The organism is Klebsiella sp. G-Nf4, assembly GCF_002810615.1.
GTDB classification, from domain to species: Bacteria; Pseudomonadota; Gammaproteobacteria; order Enterobacterales; family Enterobacteriaceae; genus Klebsiella; species Klebsiella variicola.
This window is the reverse complement of record NZ_PION01000001.1, coordinates 114,406-135,183: the sequence shown is the minus strand read 5'-3', so window position 1 is coordinate 135,183 and position 20,778 is coordinate 114,406. Positions and strand designations below refer to the sequence as shown.

General features: G+C 54.8%; 22 protein-coding genes and 3 pseudogenes. 15 read left to right on the top strand and 10 right to left on the bottom strand.

Annotation, left to right across the window (positions count from 1 at the left end; genetic code table 11):
- Positions 1 to 142 precede the first annotated feature (142 nt).
- From CWM57_RS00675 to CWM57_RS00650, 6 genes are all read left to right on the top strand, one after another.
- On the top strand, positions 143 to 1,342 hold the full coding sequence (locus CWM57_RS00675; protein ID WP_070612124.1) for an MFS transporter: 1,200 nt from the start codon (positions 143 to 145) through the stop codon (positions 1,340 to 1,342).
- Between the two features lie 87 nt (positions 1,343 to 1,429).
- Complete coding sequence (locus tag CWM57_RS00670; RefSeq protein ID WP_100675461.1) at positions 1,430 to 1,822, top strand: VOC family protein; 393 nt, start codon at positions 1,430 to 1,432, stop codon at positions 1,820 to 1,822.
- A 142-nt stretch (positions 1,823 to 1,964) separates the two neighbouring features.
- A complete protein-coding gene (locus tag CWM57_RS00665; protein ID WP_074385593.1) occupies positions 1,965 to 2,549 on the top strand; it encodes a TetR/AcrR family transcriptional regulator in 585 nt (194 codons plus the stop codon).
- Positions 2,550 to 2,748: 199 nt separating this feature from the next.
- Positions 2,749 to 3,321: a DUF308 domain-containing protein gene (locus CWM57_RS00660; RefSeq protein ID WP_074385592.1), complete on the top strand. Its 573-nt coding sequence runs from the start codon at positions 2,749 to 2,751 to the stop codon at positions 3,319 to 3,321.
- A 47-nt stretch (positions 3,322 to 3,368) separates the two neighbouring features.
- A complete protein-coding gene (locus CWM57_RS00655; RefSeq protein ID WP_100675460.1) occupies positions 3,369 to 4,424 on the top strand; it encodes a catalase family peroxidase in 1,056 nt (351 codons plus the stop codon).
- On the top strand, positions 4,421 to 4,960 hold the full coding sequence (locus tag CWM57_RS00650; protein WP_008804511.1) for a cytochrome b: 540 nt from the start codon (positions 4,421 to 4,423) through the stop codon (positions 4,958 to 4,960). The genes CWM57_RS00655 and CWM57_RS00650 overlap by 4 nt, the downstream gene beginning before the upstream one ends.
- A gap of 2 nt (positions 4,961 to 4,962) precedes the next feature.
- Here the strand turns inward: CWM57_RS00650 and CWM57_RS00645 are convergent, their stop codons facing one another.
- The gene (locus CWM57_RS00645) at positions 4,963 to 5,832 is read right to left on the bottom strand and encodes a LysR family transcriptional regulator (RefSeq protein ID WP_074385590.1); all 870 of its coding nucleotides are present in this window, start codon (positions 5,830 to 5,832) and stop codon (positions 4,963 to 4,965) included.
- Positions 5,833 to 5,960: 128 nt separating this feature from the next.
- Between CWM57_RS00645 and CWM57_RS00640 the strand changes: the two genes are divergently transcribed.
- From CWM57_RS00640 to CWM57_RS00630, 3 genes and pseudogenes are all read left to right on the top strand, one after another.
- Positions 5,961 to 6,707, top strand: coding sequence for a glucose 1-dehydrogenase (locus tag CWM57_RS00640; protein ID WP_100630646.1), 747 nt, complete (start codon positions 5,961 to 5,963; stop codon positions 6,705 to 6,707).
- 61 nt (positions 6,708 to 6,768) lie between these two features.
- Positions 6,769 to 8,249 (top strand): annotated as a pseudogene (locus tag CWM57_RS00635) (MFS transporter).
- Positions 8,250 to 8,370: 121 nt separating this feature from the next.
- A complete protein-coding gene (locus CWM57_RS00630) occupies positions 8,371 to 8,763 on the top strand; it encodes a RidA family protein (protein ID WP_100630648.1) in 393 nt (130 codons plus the stop codon).
- Positions 8,764 to 8,828: 65 nt separating this feature from the next.
- Here CWM57_RS00630 and CWM57_RS00625 read toward each other — a convergent pair.
- Positions 8,829 to 9,213 (bottom strand): annotated as a pseudogene (locus CWM57_RS00625) (ATP-binding cassette domain-containing protein); the annotation flags it as partial.
- Between the two features lie 845 nt (positions 9,214 to 10,058).
- Here CWM57_RS00625 and CWM57_RS27130 point away from each other — a divergent pair.
- The 6 genes from CWM57_RS27130 to CWM57_RS27120 all read left to right on the top strand — a co-directional run bounded on the left by CWM57_RS27130 (position 10,059) and on the right by CWM57_RS27120 (position 12,744).
- Positions 10,059 to 10,421, top strand: a complete 363-nt coding sequence (locus CWM57_RS27130) for a hypothetical protein (RefSeq protein ID WP_133122262.1) — start codon at positions 10,059 to 10,061, stop codon at positions 10,419 to 10,421.
- Positions 10,418 to 11,053, top strand: a complete 636-nt coding sequence (locus tag CWM57_RS27995; RefSeq protein WP_206052717.1) for a hypothetical protein — start codon at positions 10,418 to 10,420, stop codon at positions 11,051 to 11,053. Before CWM57_RS27130 ends, CWM57_RS27995 begins: the two co-directional genes overlap by 4 nt.
- Before the next feature lie 2 nt (positions 11,054 to 11,055).
- Positions 11,056 to 11,451: a hypothetical protein gene (locus CWM57_RS00610; protein ID WP_100675458.1), complete on the top strand. Its 396-nt coding sequence runs from the start codon at positions 11,056 to 11,058 to the stop codon at positions 11,449 to 11,451.
- Between the two features lie 301 nt (positions 11,452 to 11,752).
- On the top strand, positions 11,753 to 12,244 hold the full coding sequence (locus tag CWM57_RS27125) for a hypothetical protein (RefSeq protein WP_133122261.1): 492 nt from the start codon (positions 11,753 to 11,755) through the stop codon (positions 12,242 to 12,244).
- Positions 12,245 to 12,246: 2 nt separating this feature from the next.
- The gene (locus CWM57_RS00605) at positions 12,247 to 12,552 is read left to right on the top strand and encodes a hypothetical protein (RefSeq protein ID WP_100675457.1); all 306 of its coding nucleotides are present in this window, start codon (positions 12,247 to 12,249) and stop codon (positions 12,550 to 12,552) included.
- A gap of 3 nt (positions 12,553 to 12,555) precedes the next feature.
- Positions 12,556 to 12,744: a hypothetical protein gene (locus CWM57_RS27120; RefSeq protein WP_133122260.1), complete on the top strand. Its 189-nt coding sequence runs from the start codon at positions 12,556 to 12,558 to the stop codon at positions 12,742 to 12,744.
- A 421-nt stretch (positions 12,745 to 13,165) separates the two neighbouring features.
- Here the strand turns inward: CWM57_RS27120 and CWM57_RS00600 are convergent, their stop codons facing one another.
- The 8 genes and pseudogenes from CWM57_RS00600 to CWM57_RS00565 all read right to left on the bottom strand — a co-directional run bounded on the left by CWM57_RS00600 (position 13,166) and on the right by CWM57_RS00565 (position 20,309).
- On the bottom strand, positions 13,166 to 13,888 hold the full coding sequence (locus tag CWM57_RS00600; RefSeq protein WP_100675769.1) for an amino acid ABC transporter ATP-binding protein: 723 nt from the start codon (positions 13,886 to 13,888) through the stop codon (positions 13,166 to 13,168).
- On the bottom strand, positions 13,875 to 14,639 hold the full coding sequence (locus tag CWM57_RS00595; RefSeq protein WP_004151161.1) for an amino acid ABC transporter permease: 765 nt from the start codon (positions 14,637 to 14,639) through the stop codon (positions 13,875 to 13,877). The genes CWM57_RS00600 and CWM57_RS00595 overlap by 14 nt, the downstream gene beginning before the upstream one ends.
- A 63-nt stretch (positions 14,640 to 14,702) precedes the next feature.
- Positions 14,703 to 15,470, bottom strand: a complete 768-nt coding sequence (locus CWM57_RS00590) for a basic amino acid ABC transporter substrate-binding protein (RefSeq protein WP_061154280.1) — start codon at positions 15,468 to 15,470, stop codon at positions 14,703 to 14,705.
- Between the two features lie 92 nt (positions 15,471 to 15,562).
- A pseudogene (locus CWM57_RS00585) lies at positions 15,563 to 16,496 on the bottom strand (MurR/RpiR family transcriptional regulator).
- Positions 16,462 to 17,439, bottom strand: coding sequence for an ABC transporter substrate-binding protein (locus CWM57_RS00580; RefSeq protein WP_165784145.1), 978 nt, complete (start codon positions 17,437 to 17,439; stop codon positions 16,462 to 16,464). The pseudogene CWM57_RS00585 and the gene CWM57_RS00580 overlap by 35 nt, the downstream one beginning before the upstream one ends.
- Positions 17,429 to 18,469 (bottom strand): FecCD family ABC transporter permease, encoded by a 1,041-nt coding sequence (locus tag CWM57_RS00575; RefSeq protein WP_100675454.1) that lies wholly within the window; start codon positions 18,467 to 18,469, stop codon positions 17,429 to 17,431. The genes CWM57_RS00580 and CWM57_RS00575 overlap by 11 nt, the downstream gene beginning before the upstream one ends.
- Positions 18,466 to 19,491, bottom strand: coding sequence for a FecCD family ABC transporter permease (locus CWM57_RS00570; protein ID WP_046620197.1), 1,026 nt, complete (start codon positions 19,489 to 19,491; stop codon positions 18,466 to 18,468). The genes CWM57_RS00575 and CWM57_RS00570 overlap by 4 nt, the downstream gene beginning before the upstream one ends.
- Positions 19,488 to 20,309 (bottom strand): ABC transporter ATP-binding protein, encoded by an 822-nt coding sequence (locus tag CWM57_RS00565; protein ID WP_061154275.1) that lies wholly within the window; start codon positions 20,307 to 20,309, stop codon positions 19,488 to 19,490. Before CWM57_RS00565 ends, CWM57_RS00570 begins: the two co-directional genes overlap by 4 nt.
- Between the last annotated feature and the right edge of the window lie 469 nt (positions 20,310 to 20,778).

The following is a 20,778-nucleotide window of genomic DNA, read 5'->3' as shown; positions in this document are numbered from 1 at the left end:
CGTACAGCCCTGTCGACGCCCTGCGGTCCTTTTTTGGTAGTGATTTCAACGGTGACAACGGCCAGGCGATTAATTATTATGCAGCTCAGGACGGCAATTTGCCGAAGGATCCACTACTGACCTCTCCGTCATCGGAAATAAAATGTTTAACCCAGACCAGAATCGTCTTGCCCCCACGCTGGCGATGATCATGGCCGCGTCGCTCGTGGGATTTATCACCGGCTATACGGTGCCGTTAATCAGTCTTGAGCTGGCGCAGCAGCAGATCGCGCCGCTGTACGTCGGCCTGCTGGCCGCCCTGCCGCCCGCCGGCATGATGATCTCCTCTTTCCTCTCTCCTGCGCTGTGCCGGCGCGTTGAAATGGGCGTGCTGCTGAGCGGCAGTCTGATCCTGCTGGCGCTGGCGACCATCGCCTCTTGCATGACCACCGATATGACGCTGCTTTTGCTGCCGCGCCTGCTGACCGGCCTGGCCTCCGGGGTCATTATCGTGCTGGGCGAAAGCTGGATCACCGGCGGCGCGGCGGGCAGCCAGCGCGCCACCCTCACCGGCATCTACGCCTCGGCCTTTACCGGCTGCCAGCTGGCCGGGCCGTTACTGATCTCCGTCGGCCCCGCCTGGCAGGCCTCTGCGCTGATGGCGATCGTCGCGGTCACCGCCGTCTGCCTGCTGATGCTGCGCCATCTGCCCACTGGTACCCGCGAAAGCCTCGGGGAGCGCGCCAGCTGGCGCAGCCTCGGCGCTTTCCTGCCGGTACTCGCCTCCGGGGTGTTCTGCTTCGCCTTCTTTGACGCCAGCATCCTCGCGCTGCTGCCGCTGTACGGCATGGACAAAGGACTTAATGAAGGAATGGCGGTGCTGCTGGTCACCGTGGTGCTCACCGGGGATGCGATGTTCCAGACCCCGCTCGGCTGGCTGGCCGACCGGGTCGGCATTCGCCGCGTGCATCTGACCTGCGCGGTAGTCTTCAGCCTGTCGCTGCTGGCCCTGCCGCTGATGCTCGGCTCGCGCATTCAGCTGATGGCCATTTGCCTGTTGCTGGGCGCCGCGGCGGGCGCGCTTTATACCCTGTCGCTGGTGCGGGCGGGGAAAACCTTCAATGGGCAGAAGCTGATTATGATTAACGCCCTGTTCGGCTTTTTCTGGTCCGCCGGCAGCGTCGCCGGGCCGGTGGTCAGCGGCATGCTGATCGGCATCACCGGTTACGATGGCCTGATCGTCACCCTGGTGGCCAGCGGCGTGCTGTTCCTGTTGATTCAGTGTCTGTGCAAAAACGAGAAAACCCTGCTTGCCAGTGAGCAGGAAGAGGAGATGGACGAGGCGACGGAGTCCGCACGCTAGTTTTGCGTGGGGCTAGTCTGGCGCCAGCCCGCTCGCCAGCAACCAGGCTGAGGTTTTACGCCATCAAACCTGCTCCAGGAGGACATCATGTTTTCATACATCATGCTTGGAACCAATGACCTGCCACGCGCCATCAAGTTCTATGACCCGTTAATGGCGATGCTGGGACACGTCAAAGCCGGCCGTAACGAACAGGGGGCGTCCTGGGGCACCTTCAACGGCAATCACACCTGTGGGCTGTGCGTGGGCGTCCCTTTTGACCAGCAGCCTGCCGGGGTGGGTAATGGAACGATGGTGGCGCTTAACGCCCGCTCCGTCGAGCATATTGCGGAACTGCATGCCCTCGCCCTGCAACTCGGCGGACGTGACGAAGGCGGTCCCGGTCACCGGCCGCAGTATGGCGACGGTTTTCACAGCGCCTACGTCCGCGATCCCGACGGCAATAAGCTGGCGTTTGTTTATTATGCGTCTGCAGATTGAACGTTGAGATCTGAGGAGCTTGCGGGCTGCTGGCAGGAGAGGAAATTTGACAATCTCACTTCCTACCAGTAGGTTGTCCCGGCTGAATAGAACCCGCTGTAGATAGCGCACTTTTTCACCGCAATGATTGCTGGAGCGTGAAATGATCGAACGTTCGCCGAAAGCGCGAGAAATTATGGCCAATACGAGACAGCTGCTCACCGTCGGAGGGTATAAAAGTTTTAGCTATGCCGATCTTGCTGAGCGCGTGGGAATTCGTAAAGCCAGTATCCATCATCATTTTCCCAGCAAAGAAGATTTAGTTCATGCTGTTGTACAGGAGTACCGTGCAGAAGCCCGGGCGGGCATGGAGGCCATGGATCAGCAAATACACGATCCGCTGATCAAAGTGAAAGGGTATGCCGATTTCTGGTCAGCATGTATCAAGGATGGTACTTCGTCATTTTGCATCTGTGTCATGCTTGCTGTTGAGCTTCCGACATTACCTGCCGATATTGCCGATGAGGTCACTGGCCATTTCAGCGATCTCTCTGACTGGCTGGCATCGTTACTTAGGGCGGGTGAAACCCAGGGCGTTTTCAAACTCAATGAAACGGCGGAAGTAGAAGCCAGAGCCCTGATGGCTGGTATACATGGTGCCATGCTGGCAGCACGGGCATTCAATAATCCGCTGGTGTTTGATCAGATTGCCTGGCCTCTGATAAACAAAATCATAAAAGTCGCCTGACGGTTGCCCGGTGACTTACCGGGCAATACTTGTTGCAAAACGGCCCCTTACCTCTCGCACCTCGATAACGCTCTTATGACCTCACCTGGATTGCATCAAAACATGTTGATCTTTTACCTACCTACTAGTAGGTTTACTAACGGAAAGAAGCTCACGTCGATGCTTCGCTTGTCCAACATGCCAGCTTGAGAGGGTTAAAATGACCGACAGTATTCATCAGGGGAATCAGCAGAACTGGCTCAGACAGTATTATTTTTCCCGCACCATCTTCTCGATTTTATGGGCTGTTTCCGCATTTATCGCTGCCCGGCATTCTTATTTTTTGGCGTCATTTTTGTTAATTCTTTATCCCGCCTGGGATGCGATAGCGAATTACATTGATGCTATTAGAAACGGCGGATTCGTCCGTAACCGGATGCAGACCGTCAATATTATCGTAAGCGCCGTCACAACGCTGGCGGTGATATTGGCTATTAACAGCAGCATGAATGATGTGATTCGGATATTCGGTTGCTGGGCAATATTATCAGGCCTACTACAGTTGGGCGCAGCGGTACAGCGCTGGAAAAACTATCGTGCGCAATGGAGCATGATATTAAGTGGCGCCCAGTCTACGTTAGCAGGTGCTTTTTTTCTCTTTCAGTCCCGAACAACAGAACCACCGTCTATAGACAACATTGTAGGTTATGCGGCGTTTGGCGCCTTCTATTTTTGTATTTCAACCGTGTCGCTAACCGTTCGACAAAAAAGAGAAGCACAACAACCAGGCTGAATGCACTTCTCGTTTAGCAAAAATCGTGGACAGAATGAGTTAACACTATGAATATCAAAGTACAGGTAAACAAACAGACGTTAGTGCGTCTGGCGCTGGTCGGCATTATTCCATTGTTCCTTATTTTATTATTCCTGTGGGCTGGTGGATGGCTTACGCCTGAAAGGCTGACGTCGGATAAGCTTGTCACGGTATTACAACAGTCGGGTGGCGTTCATCAAGGCTATCGGCGGAATCATGCTAAAGGCATGTGCGTGCTGGGGAGTTTTATCTCAAACGGGAATGCCAGCACGCTATCGCGCGCCTTACTATTCAACAAAGGCGAAACCGCGGTAACAGGACGTTTGGCTATTGCAGGAGGTAACCCCGCAGCTCCGGATTATACCGTGCCTGTCAGGAGTATGGCGCTGTCCTTTACGCAGGCCAATGGTGAACAGTGGCGAACCGGGATGAACGCCATGCCATTTTTCCCCGTCAGTTCCGTCGAAAGTTTCTATGAGCTTCAAACCGCGACGCTGCCGGACGCCAAAACCGGCAAACCGAATCCGGAAAAAGTAAATGCGTTTGTCATGAGCCATCCGGAAATCAAGCCTTTTTTTGCCTGGGCAAAGCAATACATCCCCTCTTCAAGCTGGGCCAGCGATCGCTTTAACAGCCTGAATGCTTTTCGCCTGATCGATCAGGCGGGCAATGAACATCTGGTTCGCTGGAGTATGGTGCCGCACACCAGGTTTGTCCCCATAAGCGATATCAATAAACAGAACAAAGATTTTCTGCAACAGGATCTTCAGCAACATCTGGAACAGGGCACGCTGGAGTGGAATTTAGTTTTCACGCTGGCTCAGGCGGAGGACAAAGGTAACGATTCCACCAAAGCCTGGCCCGCAGACCGGAAAACGATTAATGCCGGTACGTTAGTCTTAAACAAGGCCATCCCTCAACAGCAAGGCCCCTGTAATGACATTAACTACGATCCCTTGATCTTGCCTGATGGCATTGCCGCGTCTGATGACCCGATACTTAACGCACGCTCATCGGCTTATGCCAAATCCTACAATCTGCGTACGCATGAACAGGCACAACAAGCAGGAGAGCATTTATGAAACAGGTTGCTTACTTTCATCCGGCTCTGCGCGTCCTTCACTGGCTGATGGCCGCTGCGATCCTCAGTATGTTATTTATCGGAGTGGCGATGGTCTCGACCGTATCCTCCTTGCACAGCCTGTTGGTGTCGATCCACAAGCCTCTGGGGGTGATGATATTGCTTCTGGTTATCGTTCGCTTGTGGGTGCGATTCACCACGCCTACTCCCTCTTTGCCCGCCACCATCCCTGCCTGGCAGCGTGGCATTGCCCACCTTTCGCACTGGGTACTCTATCTGATGATGTTGGCCCAACCACTAATAGGTTGGGCCATGCTTTCAGCTGCAGGATATCCCGTCACCCTTGGCTACGGGATCGTCCTGCCCCCCATCCTGGGAGTCAATAATGACTGGTATGCGGAACTACGGCCTCTTCACACCTGGGTGGCTCTGGCATTATTCGCAACAGTGATGCTTCACCTGGCGGCTGCGTTGCTACATGCTTTCGTGCTACGTGACGGCGTGTTCAACAGCATGACTGGCATCCGTAAACCGTAAGCTCACGTTGCGGCCGTCCCGGGATCCGCAAGCAACACATCGGCAATATCCAGCATGACACGCAGGCGGTCCATATGCCGGAGGTCAGAGTGATAACCCACCCATATATTTTTGGATGGCGGTGGCTCTGGCATGCTGATGGGTTGCAAACCGATGATGGCATCGCCAAGCGGCCGCGGCAGCACGGCAATCCCCATCCCCCGCTGGCACATCTGCGCCTGTACGGCCCGGCTGGTACTGGTAAACACACGCCGTGACTGAGGGAACCTGTCGAGCAGCCAGGCGACGTCAGAGAAATGGGATTGTGCCGTATTCATCAGAATAAGCCCCACTGCAGCCGGGTCGTGTTGCGCGATCCCGGCCATATCCGGCGTTCCATACAGCGCATAGGGAATGGTCATCAGGCGGCGCTGGACAATATCCGGTTCGGTAAAGGGCACGATGCGAAACGCGATGTCGGCATCACGGCGCGACAGATTAAGCAAGCGGTAACTCGCGATTATCTCCGGTACAATCGCGGGATGGCGGCGCGTCAACTCGCTCAGAACCGGCGCCAGAACGTAGTTAGCAAACCATTCAGCGCAAGATATCCGCAGTATCCCTTCGAGACGTTCGTGATTCCCTGCCAGGCGTCGCTCCATCGCCAGTGCGGAGTTTTCGACCGCCTCTGCCAGCTTCAACACTCTATCACCAGCATCCGTCAGCACCAGCCCTTCCTTTGTCCGGCGAAACAGTGCCTGCTGCGCCTCAGCCTCAAGCGCCTTTATCCGCCGACCCACCGTCGGATGGCTTACGCCAAGGCTACGGGCCGCCTCCCCGAAAGACCCCTTACGCATGACAGCAAGAAACACCCGGACGTCGCCCCATTCCATGCCATTGCCTCGCCGTTCAAAAATGAACATCGAATATACAAAATCGTCAGTTCTAAAACAACTTTGTCGATATCACTATAGCCTCCTCAACCATACCGCTCAGGACGGCAATTCGAGGAAGCTTAGATATGAACAAATTAAAAGACAAAGTGGCCATTGTAACCGGTGGATCCAGTGGGATCGGAGCAGGTATTGCCCGTCAGCTGGCGGCTGACGGCGCGAGGGTCATCGTCAACTACGCGTCAAACAGAAGCAGTGCAGATAAGGTTGTTGCAGATATTGAAGCTGCCGGTGGACGGGCCGTGGCGGTAGCGGCAGATGTCACCAACCCATCAGAGGTCGAGGCGCTGGTTAACTCAACCATTGGCAACTTCGGGCGCCTCGACATTGTAGTGAACAACGCCGGTATCTATCAGTTCGCCAGGATTGAAGATAGTACGGAAGCACTCTATCGCAGGCAGTTTGACATCAATGTTCTCGGCCCGCTGCTGTTGGTTGGCGCCGCCACCCCGCATCTGGGTAAGGGCAGCAGCATAATCAACATCAGTTCGTTCGTCACTCGCGTCGCTATCCCCGAGAGCGCCATCTACAGCGGCACCAAAGGCGCAATTGACGCCATCACCAGCGTACTCTCACGAGAACTCGGCCCACGAGGAATCCGCGTCAACGCGGTCAACCCAGGGCTTATCGAAACGGAAGGTAGCCATATTTCGGGCGCGATGAACTCGGATTTTCAGATATGGAATGAAAAGCAGACGCCGCTTGGACGCATCGGCCAGGTGCAGGATGTTGCTCCAATTGTCTCATTTCTTGCATCAGACGACGCGGGGTGGGTCACCGGCGAGGTGATTCTGGCCTCTGGCGGCATGCGCTGACCCCACCCTCACGACAGCCGTTTCTTACCGGGGACGGCGGCCATTCACTATGGAGTGTACAATGTCGACACCTACCATCATGCAAGCCGAGCCGCGTCGCTGGGCAATGTTTGTCATCCTGCTGGTCGGCGCGTTTTTGCCGCCGCTCGATTTTTTTATAGTCAATGTTGCGCTGCCTGCCATTCAGGGTGAGCTGGGTGCCTCATCCTCCGCTGAACAACTGGTCATTTCATCCTATGCTGCCGTGTACGCGGTCACATTAATTACCGGCGGCCGCCTGGGTGATATATATGGCCGTGGAAAGATGTTCTTTCTTGGGCTGGTCGGTTTTGCTGCCGCATCGCTGCTGTGCGGTTTAGCCTGGTCACCATGGGTACTGATTACCGGACGGGTGTTACAGGGAGCCACGGCCGCGATTATGGCACCCCAGGCGCTGGCTTCCGTACAGGCTATTTTCCCGGAGGCGGAAAAACCGCTAGCACTGAGCCTCTATGGCGCAGTATTTGGCCTGGCGTCGGTTATCGGGCAGGTGTTGGGCGGCATTCTCATTTCAGTGAACCTGTTTCACCTGGGATGGCGAGCTATTTTTCTCGTTAACCTGCCGGTGGCGCTGCTGGTCATTCTCTGTGGTCTGCCGCTGGTAAAAGAGACACGGGCGCAATCTGCTCAAAACTCGACCCCGTCGGTATGCTGCTGGCAACCGTCATGCTGAGCACGCTGATTGTGCCACTGATTGAAGGCCGTGAGGCGGGATGGCCCTGGTGGACATGGCTGTCATTTTTGGCCTTCCCGTTACTGGTCTCATTGTTATGGCGTTATGAACGTCGCCTTAGCCAGCATGGCGGTTCTCCGCTGCTTGATCCGACGGTGTTACGTGCCCCAGGCCTGGGCCAGGGACTGGCGATCGTTTTGCTGTTTTATTCCATCGGCGCCTTTTTCCTGTTGTTTTCTGTCTATCTCCAGGACGCGCTACATTTAAACGCCCTGAACGCGGGCCTGATTTTTCTGCCTTTTGGCGTCGGCTTTCTTATCGGTCCGTTGCTGACCCCTTTCCTGAGACGTTTTGTCGGAAATTATCTGAGTGCAATAGGGATGGGATGCGAGACTTTCGGGCTAGCAGGCCTTGCAGGGTTGATTGCCAACACGATGACGGGCACGCCTCCGCCCATGCTGCCTCTCGCGCTACTGCTCTTTGTCACCGGTCTTGGCCAGGGACTGGCGATGCCTACGCTGGTGCGGATGGTAACAGGCCGCGTTGCGCCAGAGTTTTCAGGGATGATAGCCGGCGTGACCAGCTCAACGCTCCAGATCAGCACGGCGCTAAGCGTCGCCATTATCGGCGGCATTTTTTACAGCATGTTGGAAAACGGAAGAAGTGGCGCACACATCACGCATGCCTTTATCGTCGCCCTGCTAACGATGGCGGTATGTCTCGCCACGGGCGCCGGGCTAAGTATCCGGCTTATCAGGCGCTCCACCGGTTTATTTTCAACTGAGGCCCGTCTTGCTGGCAGCAAAAGCAACAGGCAGGTGGCTGATTGAATACGCGATGCTCAAACAGCCCCCCTGACCGCAGAGATAGTTTAAGCTTGTTTAACCGTATTTTTGGACATCACCGCTTCGAGCACGCTGTCATTTTTAAGTCATCCATTTGAGAAAAATCATGAAAAAGTCGATAGTTCCTGAAGAGTTTCAACATTATTTTAATGACTGGCACTTCTCCCCCATCATCGAGTCAGATGGCACAGTGTACCTTTCAGGTGTCACCGCCGCGCGTAAAGACAAACCGATTAGTCAACATCCTGAAGAACAATTCCATGATGCTTTTTATAAGCTGGGGGTTTATTTAGAAGCTGCCGGATTAACTTATGAAAACATACTTGAAATGACGACTTTTCATATTGATCTAAAAAAACATATAGACCTTTTTTCTAAAGTGAAAGATAGGTATATAAAAGCGCCATACCCGGCATGGACCGCCATCGGTGTATCAGAGTTCATTCCCGAAAATGCCCTTGTGGAAATGCGGATTGTGGCAAAAATGGAGGTTCAGTAACTCGATAATGGTGATGCATTTCTGATCAGCGCTCAGCGGGCTGGCCTGGCGCCAGCCCGCTCGGTTTACAGCACCTTGCTGAGGAAGGCGGCGGTGCGAGGGTTGGTCGGCGCGCTAAAGATCTGTCCCGGCTTGCCCTCTTCCTGAATCACGCCCTGGTCGATGAAGATCACCCGGTCGGCTACTTCGCGGGCAAAGCCCATTTCGTGGGTCACGATCACCATGGTCATCCCCTCGCTGGCGAGGCATATTGCGCAGATTCATCGACGCCATAATCAGGTTTTCCAGCACCGTCATGTGCGGGAGCAGGTTAAAACGCTGGAATACCATGCCGACGCTATCGCGCATCTTGTTGAGGTCGGTGGTCCGGTCGTGGGCGGCAAAACCGTTGACAATCACCTCACCTTCGCTGACCGTCTCCAGGACGTTCATGCAGCGCAGGAAAAGTGAATGGTTCGTTTTGCAGAAATTCATACAGCTATGTGATGTAAAGCCATTGAGTGTATGTATTAGCTAGCAATAGCTGTTTTTTTACTTTTCTTTCCTTTTCATCGTTTTTTACAGAGTAAAGTAAATAACTGCGGCGCATTAATCACATCTCATTTACTTCTACGCATGTGTTACATGCATGCTGAGTAATCACATGTGTACACTACATTAAATGCTTTGAATGTAACCGTTAAATACACTTTATTTTACTGTTATGTTAATTTCATAAACGGCATAAATATATAAATATGAAATGATGGGCAGGTCTGATTATAAATATAAATTCTTAATGTATTTGTGCGCATTACATAAGAATCATCTCAATAGTAGTGGCCCTATTAGAATGTCCCTAGGATAATTCATCACACAGCAGTAATGACGAACAACAAACATGAGGTTAATAGAATTTTCTACTATCACTAACTTGAATGCCCATGCTTTGGTCAACAGCGTTAAAGAAATGTACAATACTCTGCTGAACAATAAGAAATCGATAATTAAAGCAGTTGATAATATTGTATGTCCTACTGACGTTTCAGACGTATAGACAGTGATTAAAGGAGATGATTTCCCTTGCTACTTTAAAATCACTTTTAACACTGCTATGTGGGTAATCTTTGCAGGTCAAAGGTTAGCCTATAGCACTGTGCAGGGCAAGCTAAAGCAAGTTGTTCATAGCGTTATGGTTCAACACGCATTAGTTAGTAGCTGGCGTGGCTAATATCATTATTAGCTTAACCCATTAGATGGTAATAGACCTACTATTGCTTTCCCCGCTACGTGGGAGACGAAAAGAGAACATGAAGATGAAAAAATTATTTATTATTGCATTGGCTATGCTTATGCCTGTAGCGGCTAATGCCGGATCTACTATTCAGACAACTACAGATTTTTGTGGTAATCACACAGTAATTGACACTGGCATGAAAACAGATGAAAGTTCTTCATGGGTGTCTAATTTCGTTGTAAAAACAAATAACACGGTTGTATATATCGGTAATGGCTCTCATATTTTCACAAGTTATGATAATAATCAGATCGGTGTATATAGCTTTCCCGGCTTTATTTTTGTGAGCAATTTGAACACAATGAAAGATTCTTATAGTAATGATGGCGGTACTACTTACCATTCTTGCTCCTCTTCTACACATGACACGCATATCCAATGAAAAAGTTAATTATTGCTCTTGCTGTACTGGCTTCTTTTGGCGCACAGGCTAACCGTTGCGACTATCCAGACCAAATAGCTAAAGATGGCTCTCTGTGTGGAGCTAGGGCGGCTTCTGTGCGTCCCGGTGGCTATACGCCTCCTCCTGAATACTCAGCGCCTGTACAGACTGCTCAGCCTCTGTATGTAGGGCGTGATAAAGTCTCTGATTATGATGATATGGGGCTTAGAAGTATTAGCAGAGGTGAGAACACATACCCGGCAAATTTTGAATTCAAATGTAATGGGGATATGAATGTTAGTTTTGCTGGCGGTCGCTATATCTCCAGCGTTGAACAATCTGAAGTACCGGATGAATGGTATGATGTTTCCTTAGTGGCTCATAACCATTTTTTAGGTGATACGCCTCACCAGATTTTTCGTAATGGTGAAGATGCAAACATTAGCATGAATAAAGTCGTTAATGCTCACGGAAACGGCGTAGTTACTGTGGGAGAGTTTTCCCATGCGTGGGGCTTTGCAACTTTGTCGATCACCTATAAACATTTTAAAGCTGTTAGCGCCTCTTTTATTGGCGGTGGTCTTAATTACCAATGTAAACGAATTGAAGTAAGTAATCCGTGGAATGCTTAGAAATGAAAAAGATTTTATTAGCTGTAATGGCTTGCTCTGTGCTGGCTGGCTGTAAAGGTGAATTCAACACTGACACCGAAGCAAAAACAGATCCTGTATTAAACTTTTCCTGTGAGAATATCGACAAGGGGCAAGATCCACAACACCTGTACTTAAGTTTTAATCCTGTTACCCGGCAATTTTTGGAGAGTACAGGTAACTCATATATCATGACTCCAAATAAGGGTGATAGCACTCGATACGATTTCATTATGGGAGAGTCTACAACATCACTCCAGATATTAGGTAATACTGCAAGCTATACCTTTTTATATAGCTTAGATGCAATTACTAAAACTCCTGATTTGGCTCAGATGGATTATAGTTTTAGTTGCCATAAGGTGAAAGGGGTCAAATGAAAACTTTATTAGCTGTCCTGCTTTTCTGTGTGGCTACTGGTGCCTTTGCTTGTCCGAGGGGCGAACATATCCACGGTGGCTACGGTTCACACCATGCCGGGGGTATTTGCTATTAATCATTATCCCCCGCTCTGGTTCGAGACTAAATATCAAATGGAACTTAATACAGGTATTACCCTAGCGGCTAAGCTAAGCGAATGGAAAAGTAAAGATACTCAAGCTCTACTAAAAGCACGTAGTAATTATCAGTCAAAACTTTTTAAGAAAGCAATTTAATCCAATCAATAGGAATGCACTTGTAATGAAAACCAAATCTATCTGTGTAGCGCTGTCTGCTATTGTTGCTGCTATGTCACTTTCTGGCTGTGCGCTAATAGTGGATGGTAAAACACAGCCTGTAGCCATTAAGACTAATGCCCCGGCAATGTACACGATTAGAAATGGTGATGGTGAAGTAGTGAGTACAGGCGTTGCACCTACAACGGTAAACCTCAAGCGTGGCGATGCGCCCTATTCTGTGACACTCCAGCGTACAGACTCAGCCCCTATAACCTCTGGCACAGTAACAGACAATCTGAACGGCTGGCTCTGGGGTGATATTGCTTGCGGGTTGATTGTATGTGGTGGCGTTGATCTTATCACTGGCGCTGCGTGGGATTTAGACACAGCGGTTACAGTGAATACACAGCCAGATCCAACACATCCAGACGCTAACGCAAGTAATACAATGCATGTGCTAGCTCCTACACAAGCGCCTATCACCATCAATAATACAGTGAACAATAAGGCCTGATCATGCAGGAAGATTTAGAAAAAATCCGGGAAGCTAAAGCAGTAGCAGAGGCTAACATTGTACCCGGCGTGATGAATCCCCATGTAAGTTACTATGAAGTGATGCTAAAGCAGGGATACGTAGTAGCGGAGGGAATGTATCAGGGTAAGAATATGGCGATTTTTGATACATATCAGGATTGGCGAGATATTGAGATCACCACACTGGAGGCATTCAGAGAGCGCCAGCACAGTAAGCAGACGCTAAACATTATCCTTTCAGTGATTGGCTTTATCGCGCTTTGCTGTTTAATGGCTGGGGTGATTTAAGTAATGACTACACCATATGAAGAATACGTAGTAACGCCAGTTAATGAACGGGAAACCAAAGAACAGCGTGATAGACGGATTGCGCATGAACGTAAAGTAGGTGCTGTATTTAATCACCCTCGCTTTCGTAAGCGTGACCCTGAAGATTTATGGCATGATCCTGAATTTAACGCAATCATGCTAGGCGATTAAGATGAACCCTTTTCAATTCTACGTGGCTGCTTCAGGCGCTGCTGATAATGGCCTCTTTTGCTAGCCCTTATTGCTGTGGAATATCAGTGTGCGGCCTGGTGGCTGAATTCTTTGCAGATCGTAAAGAAAACATCCGGCATGGTGAATTAGTGAGAGTGCAATGAAAATTAGCTTGATGGCGGCTCATTTGGTTATATGGACTACGGTAATGGCCACGCTCTGAAGCACAATAGACCCAGTAATAAACCAGACTCTAACAGCATATTTACATTAAATCATATAGGCCGCCAAAGAGCGGCCTTTCTTATGTCCTAAACTCTCACCCTCGCTATTCTCAGCGTGTTTAACCCTCTTCCCTTCTACTCTCTATGTCATAGCCTATAGAACGCCTCACAGATGACATTGCGCCAGCCCGCTCTGTTTACAGCACCTTGCTGAGGAAGGCGGCGGTGCGTGGGTTGGTCGGCGCGCTAAAGATCTGCCTCGGCTTGCCCTCTTCCTGAATCACGCCCTGGTCGATGAAGATCACCCGGTCGGCTACTTCGCGGGCAAAGCCCATTTCGTGGGTCACGATCACCATGGTCATCCCCTCACTGGCGAGGTTTTTCATCACCTCCAGCACGTCGCCCACCAGCTCCGGATCCAGCGCCGAAGTCGGCTCATCGAACAGCATAATCGACGGCTTCATCGCCAGCGCACGGGCGATGGCTACCCGCTGCTGCTGGCCGCCGGACAGGCTCGAGGGCCAGGCGTCGCGCTTATCGCTTAAGCCCACCTTCGCCAGCAAGGCGTCCGCCAGGTCGACCGCCTGCTGGCGCGGCATATTGCGCAGATTCATCGGCGCCATAATCAGGTTTTCCAGCACCGTCATATGCGGGAACAGGTTAAAGCGCTGGAACACCATGCCGACTCTTTCGCGCATCTTGTTGAGGTCGGTGGTCCGGTCGTGGGCGGCAAAGCCGTTAACCACCACCTCGCCTTCGCTGACCGTTTCCAGGGCGTTCATGCAGCGCAGGAAGGTACTTTTTCCCGAGCCGGACGGGCCGATGATGCACACCACTTCCTGCGGTTTAATATCGCAGCTAATGCCGCGCAGCACGTGGCTGTCGCCGAAGCGCTTATGTAAGTTATTAATGTGAATCACTTTTGCCAAACCTCTTTTCCAGACGGTTAACCAGCTGCGCCAGCAGGAAGGTGATCACCCAGTAGACCAGGGAGATGGTCAGGTAGGGTTCCCAATAGGTGGCGTAGGCGCCGGAGACGGTGCGCGCGGCGTAGGCCAGATCGGCCAGGCCAATCGCCGAAGCCAGCGACGAGTCTTTAACAATGGCGATGGCGTTGTTGCCCAGCGGCGGCAGAATGCGGCGAAACGCCTGCGGCAGGATCACCTTGCGCATGGTTTTCCACCACGGCATGCCCAGCGCGCGGGAGGCCTCCATCTGCCCTTTGTCGATCGACTGGATGCCGGCGCGGAAAATCTCCGACACATAGGCTCCGGCGTTAAGGGTGATCGCCACGATGCAGGAGAGGAACGCCCCGTAGCTCGCGCGCAGCTCGCGGGCAAAGTCGGCGCTCATCAGGCCGCTGGTCACCAGCAGGCCGTCGCGCGGGTTGATAAACAGTGGCACCAGCGCAAAGTGCACCACCATGATCTGCACGAACAGCGGCGTACCGCGGAAGGCGCTGACGTAAAAACGCACCGGAAACTGCACCAGGTAGCGGAGAATATATTTCCACGGCCCGTGCTCGGCCTTCGCCATCCGCCCGAGACCGAGAGTTAACCCCCACAGCGTCCCGAGGATCACGCAGATAATGGTACATTTAATCGTCATCAGGGCGCCGTCCACAAACAGCGGGCCGTACTCCTCGATGATCTCCCAACGGAATCCCGTCATAGTCCTTCCCTAAAAAATACGGCTATCGCCTGGGCGATAGCCGTGGTCACTGAAAAAAGTGGATTATTGCGCTGGCAGCGTCGGCACGTTGTCGTCGAACCAGGTTTTATAGATTTTGGCGTAAGTCCCGTCAGCAACGATCTTTTGCAGCCCGGCGTTGATTTTGCCCAGCAGTTCGCTGTTGCCTTTCGCTACCGCAATACCGAAATACTGACGCTCAAATTTGGCATCCGGCACCAGTTTGAACTGCTTCTCCGGGTGCTGTTTGATGTAGTACTTCACCACCCCGACGTCGCCCACCGCGGCGCTGACACCGTCCTCAAACAGCTCCTGGAGCATCAGCGGGGTATTGTCGAAACGCTTGATCGCGGTGCTGTTTTTACCCAGCACCTCAGAAACCACGATATCGCCGGTGCTGGAGTTCACCACCCCGACCTTCTCGTTTTTCAGGGCCGCCAGCGAATCCACCTTCGAGTCCTGGGCGACGACGATAGACTGCTCGGCCGGGAAGTAAGGCGCGGAGAAATCGACCATCTGTTTGCGTTTATCGGTGATGGTGATCCCGGAGATGATGATGTCGCGGTCGCCGGTGTTCAGCGTGGCGAAGATGCCTTCCCATGGGGTATTGACCAGCTTGACGTCAAAGCCTTCGGCTTTGGCGATGGCTTTGATGATGTCGATGTCGAAACCTTCCAGCTGTTTCTGGCTGTTTTCAAATTCAAACGGCCGGTAGGTGCCGCCGGAACCGACGGTATAGGTTTCCGCAGCCGCCTGTCCGGCTGCCGTCAGCGCGGCCATCATGAAACACGCTTTGAGCAAATTCTTGATCATGAGATTTCCTTTTTATGCATTTATTTTGCATAAAAATACACACACTGACTTTTATATGCAACCGGAAACCTTCCCGCTGGTGAATTATCGTATTAACTGCCGCGTTTACCGCCGGATTTACCAATAGCCCGGTGCAGGTCGTTGATTCGCTTCAGGGATTTCACCGTTTTTTGTGGCGTGGTGGAGGCCACCGACAGGACAATCATCTCCAGGCATACCAGCACCGTGCCGTGCAGCGGCATTCTGGTGCTGTCCCCGCCGCGCGGGACGTCAATCACCACCTGCGCCTCCTGGCTGAAGCGTGAGTCCACCGCCTGGGTCAGCAGGATGGTCGGGATACCCAGCCGCTTCGCCTCGCGCAGGGTGGTCATCCCTTCGCGATGGGGGGATTTTTGCCCCATCATGATCAGCACATCACCGCGCTGCAGGCCGATAAGCTGCTCGGCGAGGCTGAAGCCCGTGCGGTTCATCACATACGCCGGCAAGCCAATGCGGCTGAACAGCCGGGCGGTGTACTCGGCGAGGATCCCCGAGGCGCCGATGCCGAAGATCCCTACCTGTCGCGCGTCGCTGAGCAATGCCACCGCCTGGGCCACCGCCGCGCGGTTGTCGGCGCGCGCCAGGACCTCGCAGACCCGCTGATGGCCTTCAAGCACAAAATCAATACTGGAGTTGACGTCGCTGGAGAGCGCCGTGACCGTCGAGCGCATCTTTTCCGCCGAGGTGACCGAGGTGCCGAACCAGCGCTCCATGGTCTGCTTAAGCTCGCGCAGCCCGGCGAAGCCCAACGCCTGGATGGCGCGCACCACCGTGGCGTCGGAGGTCTGGGTCGCCGTGGCGATCTCCATCGCCGTATGCTCCAGCACCACCTCGCGGTTGTCGTTGATATAGCTGACCACGGCCCGCAGCCGGGGGGAAAGCTGGTGCGCCCGGGCGCGATAGCGTTCGCCGAACAGGTCGACTTTGCCCTTCTCTTTTTTTACCGCGCTTTTCATTTGGCCTCCGCCGGGATCGGCCGGCCGGCAATATGCGACTGCACCTGGGCCACCATCAGAGACAGCGCGGCGTAGGAGTTAGAGATCACCTCTTCCCGCGGCAGCAAAATATAGTGCCCGGTGCGGCAGGCACGCAAAAAGTCACACCAGCCGGGCATCACGCCTTCCATCGCCTGCAGCTCATCCTGCGGCTTACCGCCGGTATCCGACCGCCAGGTGGCGAAGACAAAATCGGCATCCAGCTCCGGCAGCTGTTCTGCGCTGACGTCAATTCGCTGGCCGTCGGGGATCCTCTCAATCAGCGCCGGAAAGCGGAACCCGGCATCGCGCAGCACCCGGCCCAGCGCATGATACGAATGATGCACGGTGACCTTGCCGTTGTTCGCCTGGATCACGGAGACGCTGTACTGCGGTGGGTTGACCATCGCTTTCAGCTGTTTGATTTGTTCCTGATAGCGGCGCTCGAGGATCGCCAGCCGCGGCTGGGTGCCGGTAAGCTGCGCCAGCTTGCGGTAAATCTCCGGGGCGCTACCCTGCAGATGGTCGATGCTCACCGTCGGGGCAATCTTCTCCAGCTGCTCTACCGACACGTGGCGGCTGGGCTCGGTGATAATCAGATCCGGCTTTGCGGCGGCTACCGCTTCCAGATCGATATCGGCGGTGCCAATAAAGCGGATATCGCCGTTGTCGAAATCGACACCGGTAAGCTGGGCGCTGGCGCGCAGATAGTGGCTGCCGTCCGGGCGCGTCCGGCCGTGGCTGGCGATCGGCGGCACCCCGAGCTCAATCAACGGAATGGTAATATCGAGATCGTGCATCGAAACAATGCGTTGCGGATGCAGCGGCACGGTGACCGTGCGGCCTAAATCATCGGTGAAAGTTTGAGTTTGTGGGGCGGCGGCGCTGACGGCCCCCGTCAGCAACAGCAGCAATGAGACGAACCAACGCATACTACCTTCCTGGTTAAAGGGCATCACGGCGACGCCAGAGCAAGACAACAAAGAACGGGCAGCCCACCAGGGCAATAACAATCCCCGCCGGGATCTGCAGCGGCGCAAACGCCAGCCGGCCAAAGGTGTCGGTCACCAGCACCAGCAAGGCGCCAATCAGCGCGCTGCCGCACAGCAGCGAGACCTGGCCGCCGCGCAGCACGAAACGCGCCATATGCGGCGCCATCAGGCCCACAAATCCAAGGCTGCCGACGCAGGAGACGCTGGCCGAGGTCAGCAGCACCGGCGCGAAAAAGCGCAGCACCGTCAGCTGCTGCAGACGTACGCCGAGGCCGATGGCGGTCCGGTCGCCCAGAAGCGCCACGTCCGCCGCCCGGGCGGTACAGAACAGGATGACGGCCCCGGGCAGCGCCCAGCAAAAGGCCACCGCCAGCAGCGGCCAGGTGGCGGCCTGCAGGCTGCCCGCCAGCCAGATCATCGCCGTCTGCACGTCGCGAACGTCGGCGGTGGTCATAAAGATGCCGACCGCTGCCGCCAGGGTCCAGGAGACGCCGATGCCAATTAAAATAAAACGCGGCCGCGAACAGTCGCGCGCCAGCGTCAGGACCAGCAGGGCCACCGCCACGCCGCCGACCATCCCCGCCAGCGGCCGCCAGACCAGGCCTACCGCCGGGAAAAACAGCACCAGCGCCAGCACCACGATGCTGGCCCCCTCTTTGACGCCAATCAGCCCCGGGTCGGCCAGCCCGTTACGGGTGATGCTCTGCATCGCCGCGCCGGCCAGCCCCAGCATGGCCCCGCACAGCAGCGCCATCAGGATCCGCGGCAGGCGGATATCAAACAGAATAAAGCGCGGCTGCTCGCCCAACCGCTGCGGCGTCAGCAGCGTCGACGCGGGCAACGGATAGCTGCCGCGGCTGAGGCTGTACAGCCCGAGCGCCAGCAGCATCAGCATCATGATGGCGGCAACTTTTAGCGCCGCCGGGCGCAGCAGCAGCTGGCGGGAGGCGATAACCAGCGGCCGAAAACCGGCCCGGTGAACGGCGCGCTTCATTTAAAAAACCTCGCGGCGATAAAGATAAACAGCGGCGCACCCACCAGGGCGGTCATCGCTCCGGTCGCCAGCTCCTGCGGCGCGACCAGCGTCCGGGCGGCGATGTCAGCCAGCACCAGCACCAGCGCCCCCACCGGCGCCGCCAGGGGCAGCGCCAGACGGATATCTTCCGTCACCAGACGGCGTACCACGTGCGGCACCACCAGCCCGACAAAGCCGATCGGCCCGGCCACCGCCACCGCCGCGCCGCACAGCAGCGCAATCGCCAGCAGGCCCAGCAGCCGCGTCTGGACGAGATTAACGCCAAGGCCCAGCGCCACCTTATCCCCCAGCGCCAGCACATTGAGCCGTGGGGCAATGAGCAGCGCGACGCCAAGGCCGCACAGCGCCGGAACCAGCGCCGTCTGCAGCGTGCTCCAGTTCAGTCCGGCCAGGTCGCCGGCCAGCCAGGTGCGCATCGCCAGCAGCGTCTGTTCATCGAGAATCAATATCGCCGCCGTCACTGCCGACGCAAACGCTGACAGCGCCACTCCGCACAACGTGATGCGCAGCGGCGTCGCCCCGCCGCGCCCGGCAGAGGCCAGCGCCATCACGCCACCGAACAGCAGCGCTGCGCCGCAGGCGGCGGTCAGCGGGCGCCCGGCGGGAAAAGCGCCGAGAGACAGGCCCAGCGCAGAGGTCGCCACCACCGCCAGCGAGGCGCCGGCGTTAAGGCCGAGAATATGCGGCTCGCCAAGTGGGTTACGGATCACCGTCTGCAGCAGCAGCCCGGCGACGCCGAGCGCCGCGCCGGTCAGCAGCGCTGCCGCCAGCCGCACCAGGCGCAGATCGACGATAATCCGCTGGTCGAAATTGCGCGGATTGTACTCCAGCAGCGCCTGCAGCACCGTCTGCGGGGCGATCCAGCGGGCACCCAAACCAAGATGCACCAGCGAGGCGGCGATAAGCAGCAGCGTTAGCAGCAAGAGCGCCAGTCGGGGGCGGGCATGACGCCGCGCGGCGTACAGAACGGCGGCGCTCATGCGTCAACGGCCTGGCGGGCGCGAAACGGCATAAAGAACGGTTTGCCGGTTTGCGGGTTAATCGACATCTGCACGTCAACGTCAAACACGCGTTTAATCAGCTCAGGGCTACAGACGTCGTTGTCGCTAATCGTGCCGGCGATGCGCCCCTGTTTGAGGAACACCAGCAGATCGGCGTAGTTCACGGCAAAGTTGAGGTCATGGAGTACCGTCACCACCGTGCGGCCATGTTCGCGGGTGAGGGTCTGGAGCAGTTCGAGGATATCGACCTGATAGCGCAGATCGAGCCAGGTGGTCGGCTCATCGAGCAGAATGGTGGCCGTTTGCTGGGCCAGCGCCATGGCGATCCAGCAGCGCTGACGCTGGCCGCCGGAGAGGCTGTCCACCGGCAGATGGGCGAATTCGGCGGTACCGGTTAAGCGCAGCGCCTCCTCCACCGCCAGCTCATCGGCCTCGGACCACTGGCGCATCAGCCCCTGCCACGGGTAGCGCCCGCGCGAGACCAGCTCGAAAACCGTTAACCCTTCCGGGGTCAGCGGCGATTGCGGCAGGATGCCCAGCTGGCGCGAGACGGCCTTCGTCGGCATCTGGTGAATGGCTTGCCCGTCCAGACGCACGCAACCGCCGAGCGGTTTCAGCATTCTGGCGATGGTCGAGAGCAGCGTGGATTTGCCGGAGCCGTTCGCCCCGGCCAGCACCGTCATTTTGCCGGTAGGGATGGTCAGGTTGATGTCGTTAACGATCAGGGTCTGGCCGTATCCGGCCGACAGGGCATCCAGTACGATCCCCTGCTCTGCAGGTTTCACCCGCTGTGGCATAACTCGCTCCTGCGCCGCAGCGTTCCAGGTCATCGCTGGACATTCTGCAGTCAAACAAAAATAAATCTCATTCTCTTTTGATCATGACGGGGATAGATGTAGTAGTCAATACTCGCCACTGTCTTCAGTTTGTCACGATAACTACAGCGAGGTCGCGCTAAATAAAAACCAATAAAATCATCTAATATCAATAAAATAACAACAAAACCCCATATCAATAAAACGTGATAACCCCGCCATTGACCATCGCCAATTTTTTATCTTACATAACGTTTACTACTACATCTCTTCATGATTGAATGATTCTCAATTACACATCTGAAGGCGCATTCAGACGCTAAACAGAGTGCTTTTATTATTCAGGGCAATGATTTTATTGGCTTAATCTGACCGCAAAGGCAGATTCGTTCACGAGAAACAGATAATGACTCAACCCCATGTCGCCTGCAGAGCGTTGCAAGGGCGCGCG